The 15562-nt window shown below is 68.0% G+C and carries 13 protein-coding genes; 7 read left to right on the top strand and 6 right to left on the bottom strand.

Translation table 11 applies throughout. The features are described from left to right. Window positions 1–55: 55 nt before the first annotated feature. Window positions 56–757, top strand: a complete 702-nt coding sequence (locus ACSTA4_RS28760; protein WP_444964301.1) for a GntR family transcriptional regulator — start codon at window positions 56–58, stop codon at window positions 755–757. A 103-nt stretch (window positions 758–860) separates the two neighbouring features. Here the strand turns inward: ACSTA4_RS28760 and ACSTA4_RS28755 are convergent, their stop codons facing one another. Continuing rightward, on the bottom strand, window positions 861–1481 hold the full coding sequence (locus tag ACSTA4_RS28755) for a hypothetical protein (RefSeq protein ID WP_444961803.1): 621 nt from the start codon (window positions 1479–1481) through the stop codon (window positions 861–863). Window positions 1482–1879: 398 nt separating this feature from the next. Between ACSTA4_RS28755 and ACSTA4_RS28750 the strand changes: the two genes are divergently transcribed. After that, the gene (locus ACSTA4_RS28750; RefSeq protein ID WP_444961802.1) at window positions 1880–2656 is read left to right on the top strand and encodes a lysostaphin resistance A-like protein; all 777 of its coding nucleotides are present in this window, start codon (window positions 1880–1882) and stop codon (window positions 2654–2656) included. Between the two features lie 87 nt (window positions 2657–2743). Here the strand turns inward: ACSTA4_RS28750 and ACSTA4_RS28745 are convergent, their stop codons facing one another. Beyond that, on the bottom strand, window positions 2744–3760 hold the full coding sequence (locus tag ACSTA4_RS28745; RefSeq protein ID WP_444961801.1) for a DUF418 domain-containing protein: 1017 nt from the start codon (window positions 3758–3760) through the stop codon (window positions 2744–2746). Between the two features lie 388 nt (window positions 3761–4148). On the opposite strand from ACSTA4_RS28745, the gene ACSTA4_RS28740 reads away from it, so the two are divergent. Both ACSTA4_RS28740 and ACSTA4_RS28735 read left to right on the top strand, forming a co-directional pair. Then, window positions 4149–4775: a hypothetical protein gene (locus tag ACSTA4_RS28740; RefSeq protein WP_444961800.1), complete on the top strand. Its 627-nt coding sequence runs from the start codon at window positions 4149–4151 to the stop codon at window positions 4773–4775. Window positions 4776–5074: 299 nt separating this feature from the next. Next, window positions 5075–5689, top strand: a complete 615-nt coding sequence (locus tag ACSTA4_RS28735) for a hypothetical protein (protein WP_444961799.1) — start codon at window positions 5075–5077, stop codon at window positions 5687–5689. Between the two features lie 135 nt (window positions 5690–5824). On the opposite strand, the gene ACSTA4_RS28730 is transcribed toward ACSTA4_RS28735, so the two are convergent. Then, on the bottom strand, window positions 5825–5971 hold the full coding sequence (locus tag ACSTA4_RS28730; RefSeq protein WP_444961798.1) for a hypothetical protein: 147 nt from the start codon (window positions 5969–5971) through the stop codon (window positions 5825–5827). A 270-nt stretch (window positions 5972–6241) separates the two neighbouring features. Here ACSTA4_RS28730 and ACSTA4_RS28725 point away from each other — a divergent pair, with 270 nt between their 5' ends. After that, window positions 6242–6856: a hypothetical protein gene (locus ACSTA4_RS28725; RefSeq protein WP_444961797.1), complete on the top strand. Its 615-nt coding sequence runs from the start codon at window positions 6242–6244 to the stop codon at window positions 6854–6856. Between the two features lie 128 nt (window positions 6857–6984). Here the strand turns inward: ACSTA4_RS28725 and ACSTA4_RS28720 are convergent, their stop codons facing one another. The 3 genes from ACSTA4_RS28720 to ACSTA4_RS28710 form a co-directional block, all read right to left on the bottom strand. After that, window positions 6985–9528 (bottom strand): hypothetical protein, encoded by a 2544-nt coding sequence (locus ACSTA4_RS28720; protein WP_444961796.1) that lies wholly within the window; start codon window positions 9526–9528, stop codon window positions 6985–6987. A gap of 579 nt (window positions 9529–10107) precedes the next feature. Further along, complete coding sequence (locus ACSTA4_RS28715; protein ID WP_444961795.1) at window positions 10108–10740, bottom strand: hypothetical protein; 633 nt, start codon at window positions 10738–10740, stop codon at window positions 10108–10110. A gap of 209 nt (window positions 10741–10949) precedes the next feature. Continuing rightward, entirely contained in the window at window positions 10950–11531 is a 582-nt protein-coding gene (locus ACSTA4_RS28710) for a hypothetical protein (protein WP_444961794.1), read from the bottom strand. Between the two features lie 686 nt (window positions 11532–12217). Between ACSTA4_RS28710 and ACSTA4_RS28705 the strand changes: the two genes are divergently transcribed. Both ACSTA4_RS28705 and ACSTA4_RS28700 read left to right on the top strand, forming a co-directional pair. Beyond that, a complete protein-coding gene (locus tag ACSTA4_RS28705; protein WP_130395715.1) occupies window positions 12218–13084 on the top strand; it encodes a hypothetical protein in 867 nt (288 codons plus the stop codon). Window positions 13085–13191: 107 nt separating this feature from the next. After that, the gene (locus ACSTA4_RS28700) at window positions 13192–15546 is read left to right on the top strand and encodes a hypothetical protein (protein ID WP_444961793.1); all 2355 of its coding nucleotides are present in this window, start codon (window positions 13192–13194) and stop codon (window positions 15544–15546) included. Window positions 15547–15562: the final 16 nt, after the last annotated feature.

The following is a 15562-nucleotide window of genomic DNA, read 5'->3' as shown; positions in this document are numbered from 1 at the left end:
TGGCCGAGACGGGGGTCACAAGGCCGTGGGCGAGAAACTGGTGAGAGAGGTCACGATGACCGGGGCGAACGTCTTCTCCAGCAAGGGCGGGCTGGCCTACACGGAGCTGCGCCGCCGCATCACCTCCGGTGAGCTCGCCCCGGGCTCACGCCTGCCGCAGTACGAACTGGCGGAGGAGATGGGCATGAGCATCACGCCCCTGCGCGAGGCCGTCAGGCGGCTGGCCAGCGAGGACTGGGTCGTGATGGACACCCACCGGGACGTCCGGGTGGCGCCCATGAGCGCCACCGAGGCGCGCGAGCTGCTGGAAGCCCGCTTCTCACTGGAGCCCTCCGCCACCGAGCTCGCCGCGCTGCGCCGCACCGAACGCGACATCGCCGCCATGCGGGCGGCCGCCGACCGGCTCCTGCCGGTCACCCGCACCTGGGGGGAGGAGGCCATCGCGGCGCACCGGGCCCTCCACCGGGCGATCTACGCCGCCTCGCACAACAGCGTGATGACCAGGCTCCTGGACGACCTGTGGGACAAGACCGACCGGTACCGGCGGATCGGCCTGGAGCTGCCCGCGGGCGCCGAGCCGCGCACCCTCGACCTCAACCAGCACCACGAGATCCTGGAGCTCGTCGTCGTCGGCGACGGCGCCGCCGCGGCCGGACTGGTGCGCTCCCACATCCGCAACAGCCTCGGAGCCGTGGTCACGGATACCCTCGAAGGCAGGGAGCGCGCCTACCACCCCATCGCCGAGCGCTCGGTCTGAGACCGCCGGAGCGCCGCCGACCCTGTGTACCACCGCTACCGGAAGCCCTCCCGCCCGCGCCGGGCGGGACGGGCGGGGCGGGCGCCACCCGTCTCGGCGGGCGCTACTCCAGGGTTTCGTCCACGAGGGGAAGGCAGGCCAGCACGTCGTCGTTGACCGCCTGTTGGAGGTCCTCCGCGTGGGCGACGTGCTCGTCCACGTCGTGGTCGGCGAACGAGACCAGGTACTCCGCGTATTCGTCGTAGACCTGGGCGTTGGGGGTGTCGGTCCGACCCAGGGTTCCGTAGCCTTCGACCATCGCGCTGTTGATCTGCTCGGGACTGGTGACGAACCCGGTGGCGGGCGCGGTCTCGGCGACCTCGCCCAGCACCCGGCAGAACTCCTCGTCGAGGAGCCCCGTGCTGGGGCTCCCGGCGATCGCCTGGCGCATCTGCTCCTGGGCCCGCTCCTCGGCCGCCGCCAGCGCCTCGATCCGGGCCTCCTCCTCCCGGTAGCCCAGGTAGAGCAGCACTCCGCAGGCGCTCAACGCCGTCATGGTCCATCCGGCCGTGATCGCCAGCCGGGACAGGCCGCGCCGCCAGTAGGTGCGCCGCACCGCGACGTGGCCCAGCACCGCTCCCGCCGGCGGGGCGAGGAACGCCAGGACCACGGCGAGCGCGGGCAGCCGTGTGGGTACCAGGTCCTCGGCCGACTCCTCGGCGTCACCGGTACCGTCCTCGGACATATGGTCCTCACCGTGGTCGTCCGCGTCCCTCTCCTCCGGAGCCCGGTCAGGGCTCCGCTCCGCCCCGTCGTCCATGTCCGCCGTCGCCTTCCCCTCGCGTCCTTCCACGTGCGCCGCGCCATGACGGCCGTGCGGCGTGCTGTCGTGGCGTGTTCGCTCCTCCGGTCCGCCGCGCCGTCACGGTGGCGGGAGCCGAAGCACCCCCACCGGTTCCGTGGACGGTCCCGACACGGTGGTGATCCCTATTTCCGCCGAGAAGAAGACACCTGGATATTCACCTTTCAAGCGAACGATCAAGGCCATCATGGCATCTGGCGATAAAGAGTAAGGAATGGACGAACCGCTGTGGTGAACCGAAGACCCCCGTCGGCGACGAGACCCGCTTGTCGGAAGTACACGTGAGTGCCCGCGGTAGCCGTTCCCGCTCCTGGGCGGCGATCCTCGCCCAGTGCGCCGCGGGGCTCGTCCTCTACGTCACCGTGTCGTTCACGGTGGGGCTGCTCTCGGGTTCGCCGGTGCTCGGCACGGCCGTCTCCGGCCCCGTGGTGTTCGGCGCGGTCGCGGCTTGGCGGCGCTGGGCCCCCGGGGCTTGGTCGTCCAGCCGTGTCTCGCAGCAGGCACGGGAGACCCAGTTCTGGGTGTTCGTCCTCCTCGGGCTGGTGACGTGCTTCCTCGGAGGCCAGACGCTGGCCGTGTGGCTCTACGCCGAGTACGGGTCACCCGTCTTCGACGCCGCGCAGAGCGCCCAGAACGCGGTGCCGGTGGCGCTGCTGTTGTTCGCCCTGGTCGTGGCCGCCCCGGCGGGCGAGGAAGCCCTCATGCGCGGTCTGGTCTACCCGCTGCTGCGGCGCCGCTGGCCGGTACTGGCCTCGGCACTGGTCAGCTCGACGGTGTTCGCCGTTCTGCACGGCAACCTCGTGCAGGTCGCCGTGGCACTGCCGTTGGGGATGCTGTTGGCCTTCGTCCACGAGCACGTGGGCAGGCTCTGGCCGGTGGTCGTGCTGCACGCGCTGTTCAACCTCGCCTCGGTGCTGGTGCCCGTCTACCTGGTCGAGGCGATGGCGACCCCTCTGGTGTTCTCCACGGCGCTGGTGGGCGCGGCCTCGGTCCTGATGGTGCTGTACCCGACGCGCAACGACGACGACCGCGGCAGGAAGGCCCCCTCGCCGGGATGATCGTGTCCTATCCGTCCCCGTGGCGGTTGGCCGGTACCGGCCAACCGCCACGGGGACGGGACCGGCCCGGTGCGGCGCGGGAGACCCTCACCGCCGGGCGTCCGCGGCTGTCAGGCCGCGCAACCCCCGCTCAGCAGGTCCCCGGACCCCGCACCGCTCCATGAGTGAACAGGCGAGTACCGACACCGACCAGACGGCGGCCGCCACGAACACCTGCCAGGCCAGGGCCAGTTCCCCGACGCCGCACACGCGCAGCGCCCCGGCCGCCAGCGCCAGAAGCACGGTCTGCGACAGGTAGGCCGACAGGGAACGCCTTCCGGTGGCCGCCAGCGCTCGGCCGAGGACCCCCGACCCCGCGGCGCGGTGTGAGGCGACCAGGGCGACGAGCGCCAGGTAGGCGGCTCCGGCCAGCAGTCCCGCCAAGCCCTGGTGCCAGGCCATGAGGGCCCGCGCCACGACGCCGGTGCCGTCCACGCTCACCCAGAGCACAGGGAGGGCCGCGGCGGGTACGACGAGTCCGACCAGGACCGCACCGGAGAGCCCCCGCCGGTGCCGGTGCGGCTGCTCGATCGGTCCCCGGCCCGCCAGCCATGCTCCGAGCAGCGCGCCGGGCAGCGCCATCGACGACAGCACCGTCGCCGGTGTCGCGACGGCCCAGACCACCAGGTTGGCCGCGATTCCGGCGAGGCGCTCGTCGAACAGGGCCTGGGCCGCCAGACCGTGGCTGCGGGCCAGGACCGCCTCGGGCCCGGCCAGTGCCAGGAAGGACGTGGACACCGTGCAGACGAGGACGGCCCACAACAGTGCGGACCGCCAGCGGCGGAAGGCGACGATACCGGCGACCGCCACCGTGACGAGCCCGTAGACGCCCAGGATGTCCTGGGGGAAGACGAGGGCGTGCACGGCGCCGAAGGCCAGCAGCCACAGGCCCCGCCTGCGCAGCAGCGCCGCGGCGCGCTGTTCGGCCCGCCCGCGGTCGAGGCCCGCGGCCAGGTCCGCCTGGATGGATTTGTACGCGGTCCTCGCCAGGCCGAAGCCGAGCAGCAGCGCGAAGAGCGGGTAGGCCCGCCCGTCGACCAGCAGGTGCAGCAGGTTCGAGACCAAGTTTTCGTGGTTTTCGGACGCATTTGGGTCCAGCCGAAACCAGTAATGGGCGTTGGCCGAGGCAATGAGGAGCAGCATCGCCCCTCGCGCCAGGTCCGGAACGAGTAGGCGCCTGTCAGAGTTCTCCGTCGTGCCCGGTACAGGCGTTTCTACTCGTTTACCAGCACACATGGCATCAAATTATCAGATATGCGTACTCTGGACCGCCGTGCGGCATGACAAAGGACGAAGGGCGGTCCCCCCATGGGCCCGGCCTTTGCGGAGTATTCGAAACCGATGGTGCGCACTCGGTGCGCCACGCCCAAAATATCGGGGGATGTGTCAGTACGACACACTAGGCAGGGTTGAAAACCCTCGGATTTCCAGGCGGAACAAGGAGACCCCCACAGTGACCTCCAGCAAGGCCCCCACCAAGGTGCTCGCGGCCGCGAGTGCGGCCGCTGTGCTGTCTCTGACCGCGTGCTCGGGCGGCACGACCGGCTACGACTTCACCGAGCCCGTGACGGAACCGACCCAGAGCATCGGGTTCCGTATCCCGGACGAGCTGCTCGAACTGAGCGACGGCTACGCCGAGAACCGTGTGTACGAGTCCATCACCGTCACCGCGGTCGAGTCCGAGGACCCCTCGCAGTGCGCCGTGGAATACCAGTTCGAGTACGTCGAAGGCGGCCTCGACCGCCTCGTCGAATACTACGAGCGTCTGAACAGCGAGTCCGATCGTGACGACACGGTGGAACAGCGCATGGCTGGCCGCCTGGTCGACGAGGACCTGGACTCGATCGAGTTCGGCGAGGACTACAGATCCGCGGTGGTGCCCGTAACGTGCGCGGTCTCGCCGAACGACGCCGAGAACACCGCGCACGTTGCCTTCTCGCACATCGTCGAGGACGAGAGCATCACCTTCGCCAGCGCCGAGATCGCCGTCATGCAGAGCAACGAGCTGTTCGTCCACGAGTCAGAGGTCAATGACGGCTGGCAGCTCGACTCCAACGGCAACTGGATCCAGGCCGAGTAGGGCCGAACGGTATCCGGGGAGAAACACGGTCCGTTGTTGTCCGTGACGAGAACACCTCCGCGATGCAAGGTCGCGGGGGTGTTCGTGCCTCACTCGCCGTGCCCCCGGTCGCCCGACTCGGCCTGACAAAGGACGAAGGGCGGTCCTCCCATGGGAGTTCCCCGGTCTGCGCGAAGTCCTCAAGACCGATGTGGCACATTCAATGCACCATGTCCGGAATGCCAAGAACATCTCAGTGCGACACACTAGGCAGGGTTGAAAACCCTCGGATTTCCAGTCGGAACAAGGAGACCCCCACTGTGACCTCCAGTAAGGCCCCCACCAAGGTGCTCGCGGCCGTGAGCGCGGCTGCTGTGCTGTCTCTGACCGCGTGCTCGGGCGGCACGACCGTCTACGACTTCACCGAGCCCGTGACGGAGCCGACTCAGAGCATCGGGTTCCGCGTTCCCGATGAGCTGCTTGAGCTGAGCGAGGACTACGCCCAAGACCGTGTGTACGAGTCCATCACCGTCACCGCGGTCGAGTCCGAGGACCCCTCGCAGTGCGCCGTGGAATACCAGTTCGAGTACGCCGAAGGCGGTCTCGACCGTCTTCTCGCATACGTCGAGGAGACGGCCGAACGCAACAGCGGCACCATGGAAGAGCGCATAGCCGGCCTTCTGACCGGAGAGCCCGAGAGTTCGGAACTCAGCGAGGACTACAGCTCCGCGGTGGTGCCCATGTCGTGCGCGGTCTCGCCGAACGATGCCGAGAACACCGTGCGTGTAGCTTTCTCGCAGATGATCGAGGACGAGCCCCAAACTTTCGCCCGCGCCGAGATCGCCGTCATGCAGGGCAATGAACTGTTCGTCCACGAACCCGAGACCAACGGTTGGCAGCTCGACTCCAATGGCAACTGGATCCAGGCCGAGTAGGGCCGAACGGTATCCGGGGAGAAACACCATCAGTTGTTGTCTGTGACGAGAACACCCCCGCGATGCAAGATCGCGGGGAGTCCGTCTGTGAGGGTCACAGGGGAGCGCGTCGCCACCGGTGGGCCGTTACTCGCCTTACCCCCGGTCGTCCGACTCGGCCTGACGCTGATCGCATCCGTAGGCCGCGACCCCGACGAGGTGATCGTCGAGCAGGGCCTGAGCCGAGTGACTGCGGGCCAGGACCGCCTCGAGCCCGGCCACCGCCAGGAAGGACGCGGACACCGTGCAACCGTGCCCGGTACAGCGTTTCCGCTGGTCCACCAGCACACATGGCGCGAAATTATCAGATACGCGTACTCTGGACCGCTGTGCGGCATGACAAAGGACGAAGGGCGGTCCTCCCATGGGAGTTCCCCGGTCTGCGCGAAGTCCTCAAGACCGATGTGGCACATTCAATGCGTCATGTCCGGAATGCCAAGAACGCCTCGGTGCGACAAACTGGGCAGCGTTGAAAACCCCTGGATTTCCAGTCGAACCAAGGAGACCCCCACTGTGACCTCCAGCAAGGCCCCCACCAAGGTGCTCGCGGCCGTGAGCGCGGCTGCTGTGCTGTCTCTGACCGCGTGCTCGGGCGGCACGACCGGCTACGACTTCACCGAGCCCGTGACGGAACCGACTCAGAGCATCGGGTTCCGTATCCCGGACGAGCTGCTCGAACTGAGCGAGGACTACGCCCAGGACCGTGTGTACGAGTCCATCACCGTCACCGCGGTCGAGTCCGAGGACCCCTCGCAGTGCGCCGTGGAATACCAGTTCGAGTACGTCGAAGGCGGCCTCGACCGTTTCCTCGCATACATCGAGGAGACGGCCGACCGTGGCGACAGCACCATGGAAGAGCGCATAGCTAACTTCCTCACCGGAGAGCCCAGCAGCACGGAACTCAGCGAGGACTACACCTCCGCGATGGTGCCCGTAACGTGCGCAGTCTCGCCGAACGATACCGAGAACACCGTGCACGTAGTCTTCACGCAGATGATCGAGGACGAGCCCCAAACTTTCGCCCGCGCCGAGATCGCCGTCATGCAGGGCAACGAGCTGTTCGTCCACGAACCCGAGACCAACGGTTGGCAGCTCGACTCCAATGGCAACTGGATCCCGGCCGAGTAGGGCCGAACGGTATCCGGAGAGAAATCCCGTCATTTGTTGTCCGTGACGAGAACACCCCCGCGACGAAAGGTTGCGGAGGTGTTCGTGCGTCCGGGTCCCGCGGGCAGCGCGCCGCTGCCCGCGGACGGCTACTCGCCGTACCCCCGGTCGCCCGACTCGGCCTGGCGCTGATCGCGTTCGTAGGCCGCACCGGTGTTCGGGTGGAGCAGTGCCTCGTAGGGGCCGGGCGCCTGGGACGGTGTCCTGACCGTCAGCGTCCGGGGACGCCGCCCGTAACCGTGCAGGTCGTCGTAGAGTGCCCACTCGGTCCGCTGCGCCGCCAGCGACTCCAACCGCGGCTGCGGTGTCCCCCAGATCGCGCTGGACGTCCTCGCCGTGGTCTGGTCGCCCGCGCCCTGGTGGCGTTCGGGTGCCTTTTCCCGGTCGGCGGACGGAGCGGGGGATTCACGGGAGGGCTCCGGGGTGTTGCCGAGGTTTCCGGTCGGCTCGGAGGACTGCTCCCTGGCGGGCTCCGAAGTCGCGGTCGGCTCCTGCGTCCTCCCTTGGGCGGCTTCCGGAGTGGTCTGTTCAGCCCCGCCACGGGCCTCGCGCTCCCGTGCGGTCTCCGGCTTGCCCAGTGCCTCCCAAGCGGAGATCGCGGCATCGGCATCCTCGGGGCTCATGCCGGTGACGAGCATGTCGAACCGCGAGGCCTCACGGTGACCGCGCTCCGCGAGCAGGTCGTTCACGACGACCCGATCGGCCAGCGCACGATCCGGTCCCTGCCCGCCCGCGTCCGCCTCCATCTGCCGACGCGGCTCCGCGGGCGCGTGCCAGGGGTTGTCGGTGTTGTGGATGATCCAGTCGCTGTCGCGGAAGTGACCGGAGATGGTACGGCCGAACTTGGTCGCGTTGATGGGGCCGCTGGACTCGAAGGCGCCCAGGGAGAGCTCCCGGCCCAGCTTCTTCTCCCACTTGTTCGACCACTCGGCCAGTGACGGGAAGGCGCCCTTGACAGCCTGTTTGTCCAGGTACCCGTGCCCGCCCATGAAGTCGCCCGGATAGCGGTCGGAGTGATGCTCCCGCCAGTGCTGGCGAGCGACCCGGATCATGGGGGTGCTGTTGATGTCGAGATCGAAGTCGCTGGGCACCGACTCGAGGCCGAGGCGCCACATCGCGTCGTGCGGGCGGCGCAGCGGGCGGTCCCGGCTGTCGCCGAACCACTCCTGAAGGCGCTGCGCCGCCTCCGGGTTGTCCGGCAGATCCTCTTCACGGGGCAGGGTCTTGTGCATCCCTGAGAAGAACCCGGCGCCGGTGCCCTTGAGGCGGATGTCCACCGCTGACGGGTCCACTCCGTCCTGGCGCAGTGCTTCCAGCATCTCTGTGCCGAACTGCTCGTAGAGCTCCGGAGTCATCCCCATCGGGGCCTCCCGCTCGGCGAGCCACTTGATCTGGACCGGGTTGATTCCGAGGAACTCCAGGTCGCGTTTGGTGACGGCGTAGCCGGAATCGTCGCGCGGCCACCAGTCGGGGTACGGCTCCTCGCCGTCGAGGACCCGGATCATCCGGCTGTCGAACGGATCGGCTGGGTCGAGCCGCCCCGTGATCTCGATCGGCTGCCATCGGGGGCCGGATCCCGGGTCCTGCCCGTTCGGATCCTCAGCCGAGGCGTTCGGCAAGGTCGTCGTCTCGCCGTCCAAGGCGGGGGCGCCGACGTTGACGCTGCTCGCCGCCGTCTGTTCCGCGGAGAGCTCCTGGCTCCTGCCGAGGTAGACACCGTCCAGCGTGCTCGGCCGGTCGCCGGGCAAGGCGACCCATTCCATCTGCGCGAAGTACCCCATGCCTGTCGTCGGGACGGACAGGACGTCCCTCGCGGGCGTGCGATCGACCAGGATCGCGCCCGGGGCTCCACGTGTCTCCAACCAGTCAGCGACGATCTGGCGGTCCGCCGACCAGCTCGCCAGCGGCCGGTGGCGAGCCTGGAAGCCGTCACCGACGTTCAGCCCCAACCAGTCGGGCCGAGGCGCTCCCTCCTGCCAGCTCATGGCCCGGTAGCCGATCAACTCCGAGATGCCGCGCTCGGCGAGGACCTCCTGGGTCATCTCGTACTGGGTACGCACGAAGTCCCGCAACGTGTGACGGTTGCAGGCCAGTTCGATGTCCACGTCCTTGCGTGTCTGCGCGTCCAAGTTCCAGTCCAGAGCTTGGGTGAGACCGAACTCCTCCTGGGTCGCCTCCTGTATCGCGAACACGCGCACGTTGTTGTTGGAGCCGTAGGCCCAGGCACCCATGATCTCGCTGACGGAGATCTGGCGAACCAGGTTGTCGGCCTCCGGTTGGTCCATGCGCACGACTCTGTCCGGGGCGTGTTCGGGCCGCTCCGGGTCGAGTTCGTCGACATGAAGGACGTCGGCCCCGATGGAGGGGTACCGCTCGTTGTGCGGGACGAGGACGTATCGGTGGTCGCCCAGCCTCTCCGCCATGTCGGTTCCGACCTTCAGGCCGATCGCCGCGCTGACGAGCTGCCCGGTCGAGGATCGCATGCGCCTGGCGAGGGCTTCGATGGCGATGGTCTTGGCCTGGCTGGTATCGCTGATACGGCCGCCGTCACTCAGTAAAACCTCGCCGATCCGCTGTTGTCGGATGCGTTCCGGCGATTCCTGAGCGGGTGGGGGGACATACGGCTCGGACATCGGGACGGGCTGCTCTGGTTCACGTTCCTGAGGAGGCACGGGTGTCTTCTCTAGCGACTGAGGGGCGGGGTTAGGGGTTCCTATGAGGAAGACGCCGAAGTTTTCACAATGGTTCGGCGGAGGGAATCAGGAAGAATTCGACAGGGGTGCCAACAAGCTAGGGGAGCGATCATGATTTCGCACCCGTGGCGATCTCCGAGAGAGCGGGGACAGGCCGTCCAGGGGCAGGACGACTCCGCCGAAATTCGTGGGTGCAGGGCGCTTCGGCGCGGGCCGCACGTTGTCGGCGGGCTTCCGCATGGACGCGAAAGGGCTGTTCCCGGGCGGTGTCCAGTGAATCCGGGAGGAAGGTGGAACAGCGGCCCGGGCCAGGGGAGTGGAGTCGAGGAGCACACCATTGTCGAGGCGCGGACGGCTCCCGTGATCCCTGTGGGAAGCTCGGGCCGGTCCCGCACGGCGCCACTCATCCGTCTGGGCGTGTGCGGCGGCACCATCCGGCGGACCGACGACTCACGTGGGGATGTCGGAGCGTCGGTCAGGCGTCGGCTCGGAGCCCGGATGGCGCCGACCCGCCCTCACTCAGGCGTCGCGGAGGAACTCCTCAGCCTGGCTGCGGAGGCGTTCGGGAGCGACGGACCAGACCCGCGTGCTCATCAACTCGCGCAGCTTGACCTCCTTCACCTCCCGGGGAGCGTCCTTGCCCACGCCGAGGTGGAACCACATGTGGTCGAGTTCGTCGTAGGGCAGATCCCAGGCCAGACCAAGAGTGTCCTCCTCACGGTTGTCGGGACGCGGGGGAACGAATGTCCTGCCCACCTCGTCGGCGGTCGCGGGCGGATCGATCTTGTGGAGCGTGAGACCAAACTGGCTCATGAGTTCGCGAAAGAGCGCCCGGTGGTTCTCGACGGTCTCGGTCGAGGGCCGCTCGCCCTTCTCGAAGTGCAGACCGAAAGACCACGTGTCCTCGCCGATCCGGCCGAGGTCCAGGACGAGACGGTGCCCCTCGTCGTCGGTGAAGGTGCGGTGCGCGATACTCGCCCCCGCCGCGTAACCCTCGGTGCGGGGTGTGTTCTCCTCGAGCCGGAGTGCCTCGTGTAGCCACCGCACCTGTTCGGGGGTCAGTTCTCCGTTGGAGAACGCCATGAGCGCGGTCAGGAGCATGGTGAGGGGTCCCTTCTTCGGTCTGGTGTGTTCGAGGGCCGGGAGGGTCATACCGACCGGGTGCGTGTTCGGGCAGCGTGGCTGGCGGTCAGCCCTGCTTGCCGGGGAACGCTGAAGAATGGCACAGGAGCCCTCAGCGTACCGACACAGGGAATCGGACCCCGGATCCGCCGCCCGCACTGTCCACGGCAGGCGATCATCCCGGCCCTACCGGACCCTGCGCCGGGTACAGCGCGGGGGGAGGGGGAGGGACCGGGGCGTCAGGTCTCGCGGAGAAATTCCTCGACCTGGCTGCGGAGTGGCTCGGGGGCGACGGACCAGATCGGAAAGCGCATCAACTCTCGCAGCTTGACCTCCTTCACCTCCCGGGGAGCGTCCTTGCGCAGGCCGAGGTGGAGCCAGGCATGATCCAGCTCCTTGTAGGGAAGGTCCCAGTACACACCACCGACCCCCCCTTCCACATTGCCGGGCTCAGGGGGAATGTACATCCTGCCCACCTCGTCGGCGGTCGCGGGCGGATTGATCTCGATGAGCGTGAGCCCAAGCCGTTCGATGAGGTCGCGGAAGAGTGTCCTGTGACTCTCCAGGGTCTCGGTCGAGGGCCGTCCGTCCTCTCCGAACCACAAGGCGAACACCCACCCGCTCTCGCCTGTTCGGGCGAGTTCCAGGACGAGGCCGCGCCCCTCGTCGTCGGTGAAGGGGCGGTGCGCGATGCTCGGCCCGGCGCCGTATCCCTCGGTGCGGGGCGTGTTCTCTTCGAGTTGGAGCGTGTCGTGTAGCCACCTCACCTGTTCGGGAGTGAGTTCTCCGGAGGAGAACGCCATGAGCGCGGGCAGGAGCATGATGAGGGGTCCCTTCTTCGGTCTGGTGTGTCCGGAGGACAAAAGGGTCATGCTGGTTGGACGCGTGTCCGGGCGGTGTGGTGCCGGTCGACCTTGATCGCTGCCCTGTGGAGAGGGCGATGAAGAGTGGCACAGGAGCCCTCAGCGTACCGACACAGGGAATCGGACTCCGGATCCGCCGCCCGCACTGTCCACGGCAGGCGATCATCCCGGGAGACGCTCCGAACCGGCCCGCTTTTCCCTGATTCCGGACCCGCCTACCGGACGGCACCACGGATGCGAGACCATGAGCATCCCCCGAAGCGCTCGCGTCCCCTGCGAGTCGCCCACGCCCCGATCGATCGCCCCGTCCGGTTCCCCTGCGCCGAACCATCGCACAGCCTTCGGCATCTTCCTCTGGGAACCCCCGACCCCCGACCCCTAGCCCCTGGAAGAGGCACCTGTGCCTCCCGGGGAACGCGAACCAGAGAAGCAGCCCGTCCCGACATCAAGGCCGTGTGCCCCCAGCCGCCCAGGGCTCGCCGGAGCGGATCCGACAGCAGCCGATCAGCTCGGTGATCGGCCCGGATCCGGCCCCTGGTGGGCCGGATGGTGCTGGTGGTGCACAGGTGGTCGAGCAGCTGCCACTGTCCGACCCCAACTGTAAGGTGTTGCTCGTAGACGAGCAGAAGCGGAGTATCTGAACGATGGCCAAGAGCGTCTTCAAGATCCCCACCAGCCTGGATCGGTCGTTCCTTGACCACGAGATCGCGCTGGCCGGTGGCGGATGGCAGATGCGGCCGCTGCCGATGAAGGTGATCCTGTTCTGGGCCGGCTCCCTGATGCTCCTGTTCTGGGTCACCACCTCCACGTTCGTCTCCAGCGCCGACTGGTGGCTCATCCTCCTGGTGGTCGTCTGGTGGCTGGCGACCACCGCCTTCTTCGGTCAGTACTCCAAGACCAAGGAGATGCGCTTCGCGTCCCTGCCCGCGCTTCTGGAGTACCTGCCCCGGCCCGCGCGCCGCGTCATCACCCGGCGCGGCTCCAACCCCAGCGGCTTCTACTCCGTGCTGGGAGTCAAGAGCGTCGACGAGACCGGTTACATCGAGTGGCTGGACGGCAGCGTCGGCCAGGCCTACCTGGTCGTCGGGTCCGCCTCGGTGCTGGTCTTCGACGAGGACAAGAAGGCGATCCTCAACCGGGTCGACGCCTTCTGGCGCAAGGTCGACACCAACGCCGAGTTCATCTGGATCACGACCAAGGAGCCCCAGCGGGTCTACCGCCAGCTCGGCAACCTGGAACTGCTCAACCGCAACCTCGAGATCCGCGACCCCGAGCTGTTCGACCTGCTCGACGAGCGGTACTCGATCCTCAAGGACTACGTGGGCGGGCAGTTCACCTCCATTCACCAGTACCTGGTGATCAAGGGCGACAACCTGGAGGCGCTGCGCCGGGCGCACGCCCTGGTGCGGGCCGAGGCCGAGGGCTCCAGCCTCATGATCAAGCAGGCCGTGATGCTCGACGCCAACGACCTCTACGACATGCTGCGGACCGTCTACACCGCCGCGAGGTAGAGCGGTCCCGGTGACCTGAAGGCGCAGGATTTTCTGCGACCGCGGGGAGCCGTGTCCGTAGAGGGCGAAGTAAAAGCTGATATACGAGAGGAAAGTGGAGGGCGCGGATGACCGACTCACGGTATCGGGGTAGCGCGACCGGAACCTCGCAAGGGCACCTGCCCGGCGCGCTCTCGAAGAGCAACCGCGCGTCGGCGGGCACGGACGGGACCGCCCCCGGTACGAACGAGGACAGCGCCGAGATCACCCCGTTCTCCGGCACCCTGTTCTCCAGGCTGAAGGAGAACGGGGACCAGGCCGCCGAACGGGACGTCGCCGAGGACGAGCGGGACGACGACCCGACCGAGGGGATGAGCGCCGCCGAGCGCCGCGCCGAGCGGAAGAAGGAGCGCCAGCTCGGCGGCACCTTCGACGACCACCCGCACCTGCTCGCGCTCAAACCGCGCGAGCGCTACGTCTTCCGCAGCGACTACTTCCAGATCGACGACCACCACGCGTGCATCCTCGGCTTCTTCCACGACGACGGCGCCCGTGACGACTTCGGCGCGTTCTGGGGCATCAACCGCATCCCCGCCGGGCTGCCCGAGGACGTCACGGTCGTGGTGCTCGAACAGGTCCGCCGCATGGGCGAGAAGTGGATCGAGGACCGGATCAAGACCGCGGAGAAGCTCGACCGCCTGGAGGAGGGCGAACAGGCCCAGTCGGGCACCATGAGCTCGCGGCGCAGGGCCGCCAAGGTCAGCGACGACATCGAGATCCTCTCCGGTGAGATCCAGGACGGCGCCAGCTACCTGCACGTGCACGACCGCCTCCTGGTCAAGGCCCCCAGCCTGGAGGTCCTCGACGACGCCGTCGAGCGGATCGGCCGCCTGTACATCGACCGGTTCGGCACCCTCAAGGTCGCCGCCTACCCCGGCGAGCAGCGCCAGGAGCTCAGCAACCTCCTCGGCAAGAACGAACGCAAGCGCGGCAGGGGCTTCCACTTCACCAGCGTGGAGTTCGCCGGGTCCCACTCGCTGGTCACCAACGGGCTCAACGACCCCGCGGGCGAGTACGTCGGCTTCATGGTCGGCGACGTCAACAACTCCGCGGTGCTCTTCGACGTCAACGCCTACGACCACCACGTGGTCGTCGCCGACAACACCGTCAACCCGGTGCTGGACCGGGCGCACGTGCCCGACATGTGGGGATCGAAGATCTCCCAGGCCGCCCTGCTGTCCAACGCCCGCACCGTGCACGTCGTCCTGGACGGGGCCCGCCTGGACGATCTGGGTCCGCGCCTGGACTCCCTCACCGCCCGGCTGGACATGAACTCCGGCGACATCAACATGTTCGAGATGTTCGGCGCCCAGGAGAACGAGCTCAGCATCTTCCCGGCACACCTGGAGAAGGTCGTCCTCATGGCCGAGCAGGCCTACGAGACGACCGATCAGGACCGCTCCATCATCCGCGGTTCGCTCAAGGAGACGCTGACGCAGTTCTACATCGACAAGGGCATGTGGGCGCGCAACGCCAAGCACAACCGGAACCGGCTGCGGGTGGTGGGCGTGCCGCACACCCAGGTGCCGCGCCTCCAGGACATCGTCACCTATTTCGACACGCAGTACCGCGCGCTGGCCAACTCCAGGGCCCGCGACGACGAGGCCCTGCACGCCTACAACATCCTGCGCCTGGTCTTCAAGGACCTGCTCGACAACAACGGCGACCTGTTCAACACCCACACCAACGACGAGATCGACGGGGTGGCCGACGCCCGCCGGGTGCTCTACGACTTCTCCCGGCTGCTCAAGCGCGGCAAGGGGGTGGCGATGGCCCAGCTGGTCAACGTCATCGGCTTCGCCGTCGACAACCTGGGCCTGGGCGACACGGTGATCATCCACGGCGCCGAGAACATCGACGACCGCGTCAAGGGCTACCTCGCCGAACAGTTCGAGCACCTGTTCCTGCGCGGCGGCCGGGTCGCCTACCTCTACAACGACGTCGACAGGATGCTCGCCGACTCGGCGTTCAACCGCTTCGACGCCGCCGACTGGACGGTGCTGGGGCCGATGCGCGACGCGACGGTCACCGAGTACCAGCGCCAGCTGCACCAGGACATCCCGCCCGACCTGGAGCGCCTGGTGACCACGCGCGGCGAGAACCTCGCCTACCTGCGACGGGGGCACACCAACGTCGTGTTCCACCTGGACCTGGCACTGGGCGTCAACCCGGCCCGCGCCGAGCGGAAGGCCGAACTGCTCAGGGCCGGCCGGCGCGGGCCGAGCGAGCGGGAGCAGTCCTCGGCGGTCATGGCCGCCAAGGGCGACATGGCCGAGGAGAGGGCTCAGCGCGTGGCCGAGACCGGAGCCGAGGCGCGGCTGCGCGCCGAGCGCGTGAAACCGGGCCGGAAGCCGGCCTGGCGCTCCGGCAAGCAGGGCCGGGACCAGTCGAAGCCGGGCGCCCGCACCCAACGGGACCAGTGACCGACGCGAGAGGGAA

The sequence above is a fragment of the Nocardiopsis sp. M1B1 genome (assembly GCF_052466615.1).
This window is presented reverse-complemented; position numbering and strand designations above follow the sequence as displayed.

Bases quoted from the DNA above. Each gene is read 5' to 3' on its own strand.
- ACSTA4_RS28760 (WP_444964301.1), top strand. From the start codon at position 56: ATGACCGGGGCGAACGTCTTCTCCAGCAAGGGCGGGCTGGCCTACACG.
- ACSTA4_RS28755 (WP_444961803.1), bottom strand. From the start codon at position 1,481: ATGTCCGAGGACGGTACCGGTGACGCCGAGGAGTCGGCCGAGGACCTG.
- ACSTA4_RS28720 (WP_444961796.1), bottom strand. From the start codon at position 9,528: ATGTCCGAGCCGTATGTCCCCCCACCCGCTCAGGAATCGCCGGAACGC.
- ACSTA4_RS28715 (WP_444961795.1), bottom strand. From the start codon at position 10,740: ATGACCCTCCCGGCCCTCGAACACACCAGACCGAAGAAGGGACCCCTC.
- ACSTA4_RS28710 (WP_444961794.1), bottom strand. From the start codon at position 11,531: ATGCTCCTGCCCGCGCTCATGGCGTTCTCCTCCGGAGAACTCACTCCC.
- ACSTA4_RS28705 (WP_130395715.1), top strand. From the start codon at position 12,218: ATGGCCAAGAGCGTCTTCAAGATCCCCACCAGCCTGGATCGGTCGTTC.
- ACSTA4_RS28700 (WP_444961793.1), top strand. From the start codon at position 13,192: ATGACCGACTCACGGTATCGGGGTAGCGCGACCGGAACCTCGCAAGGG.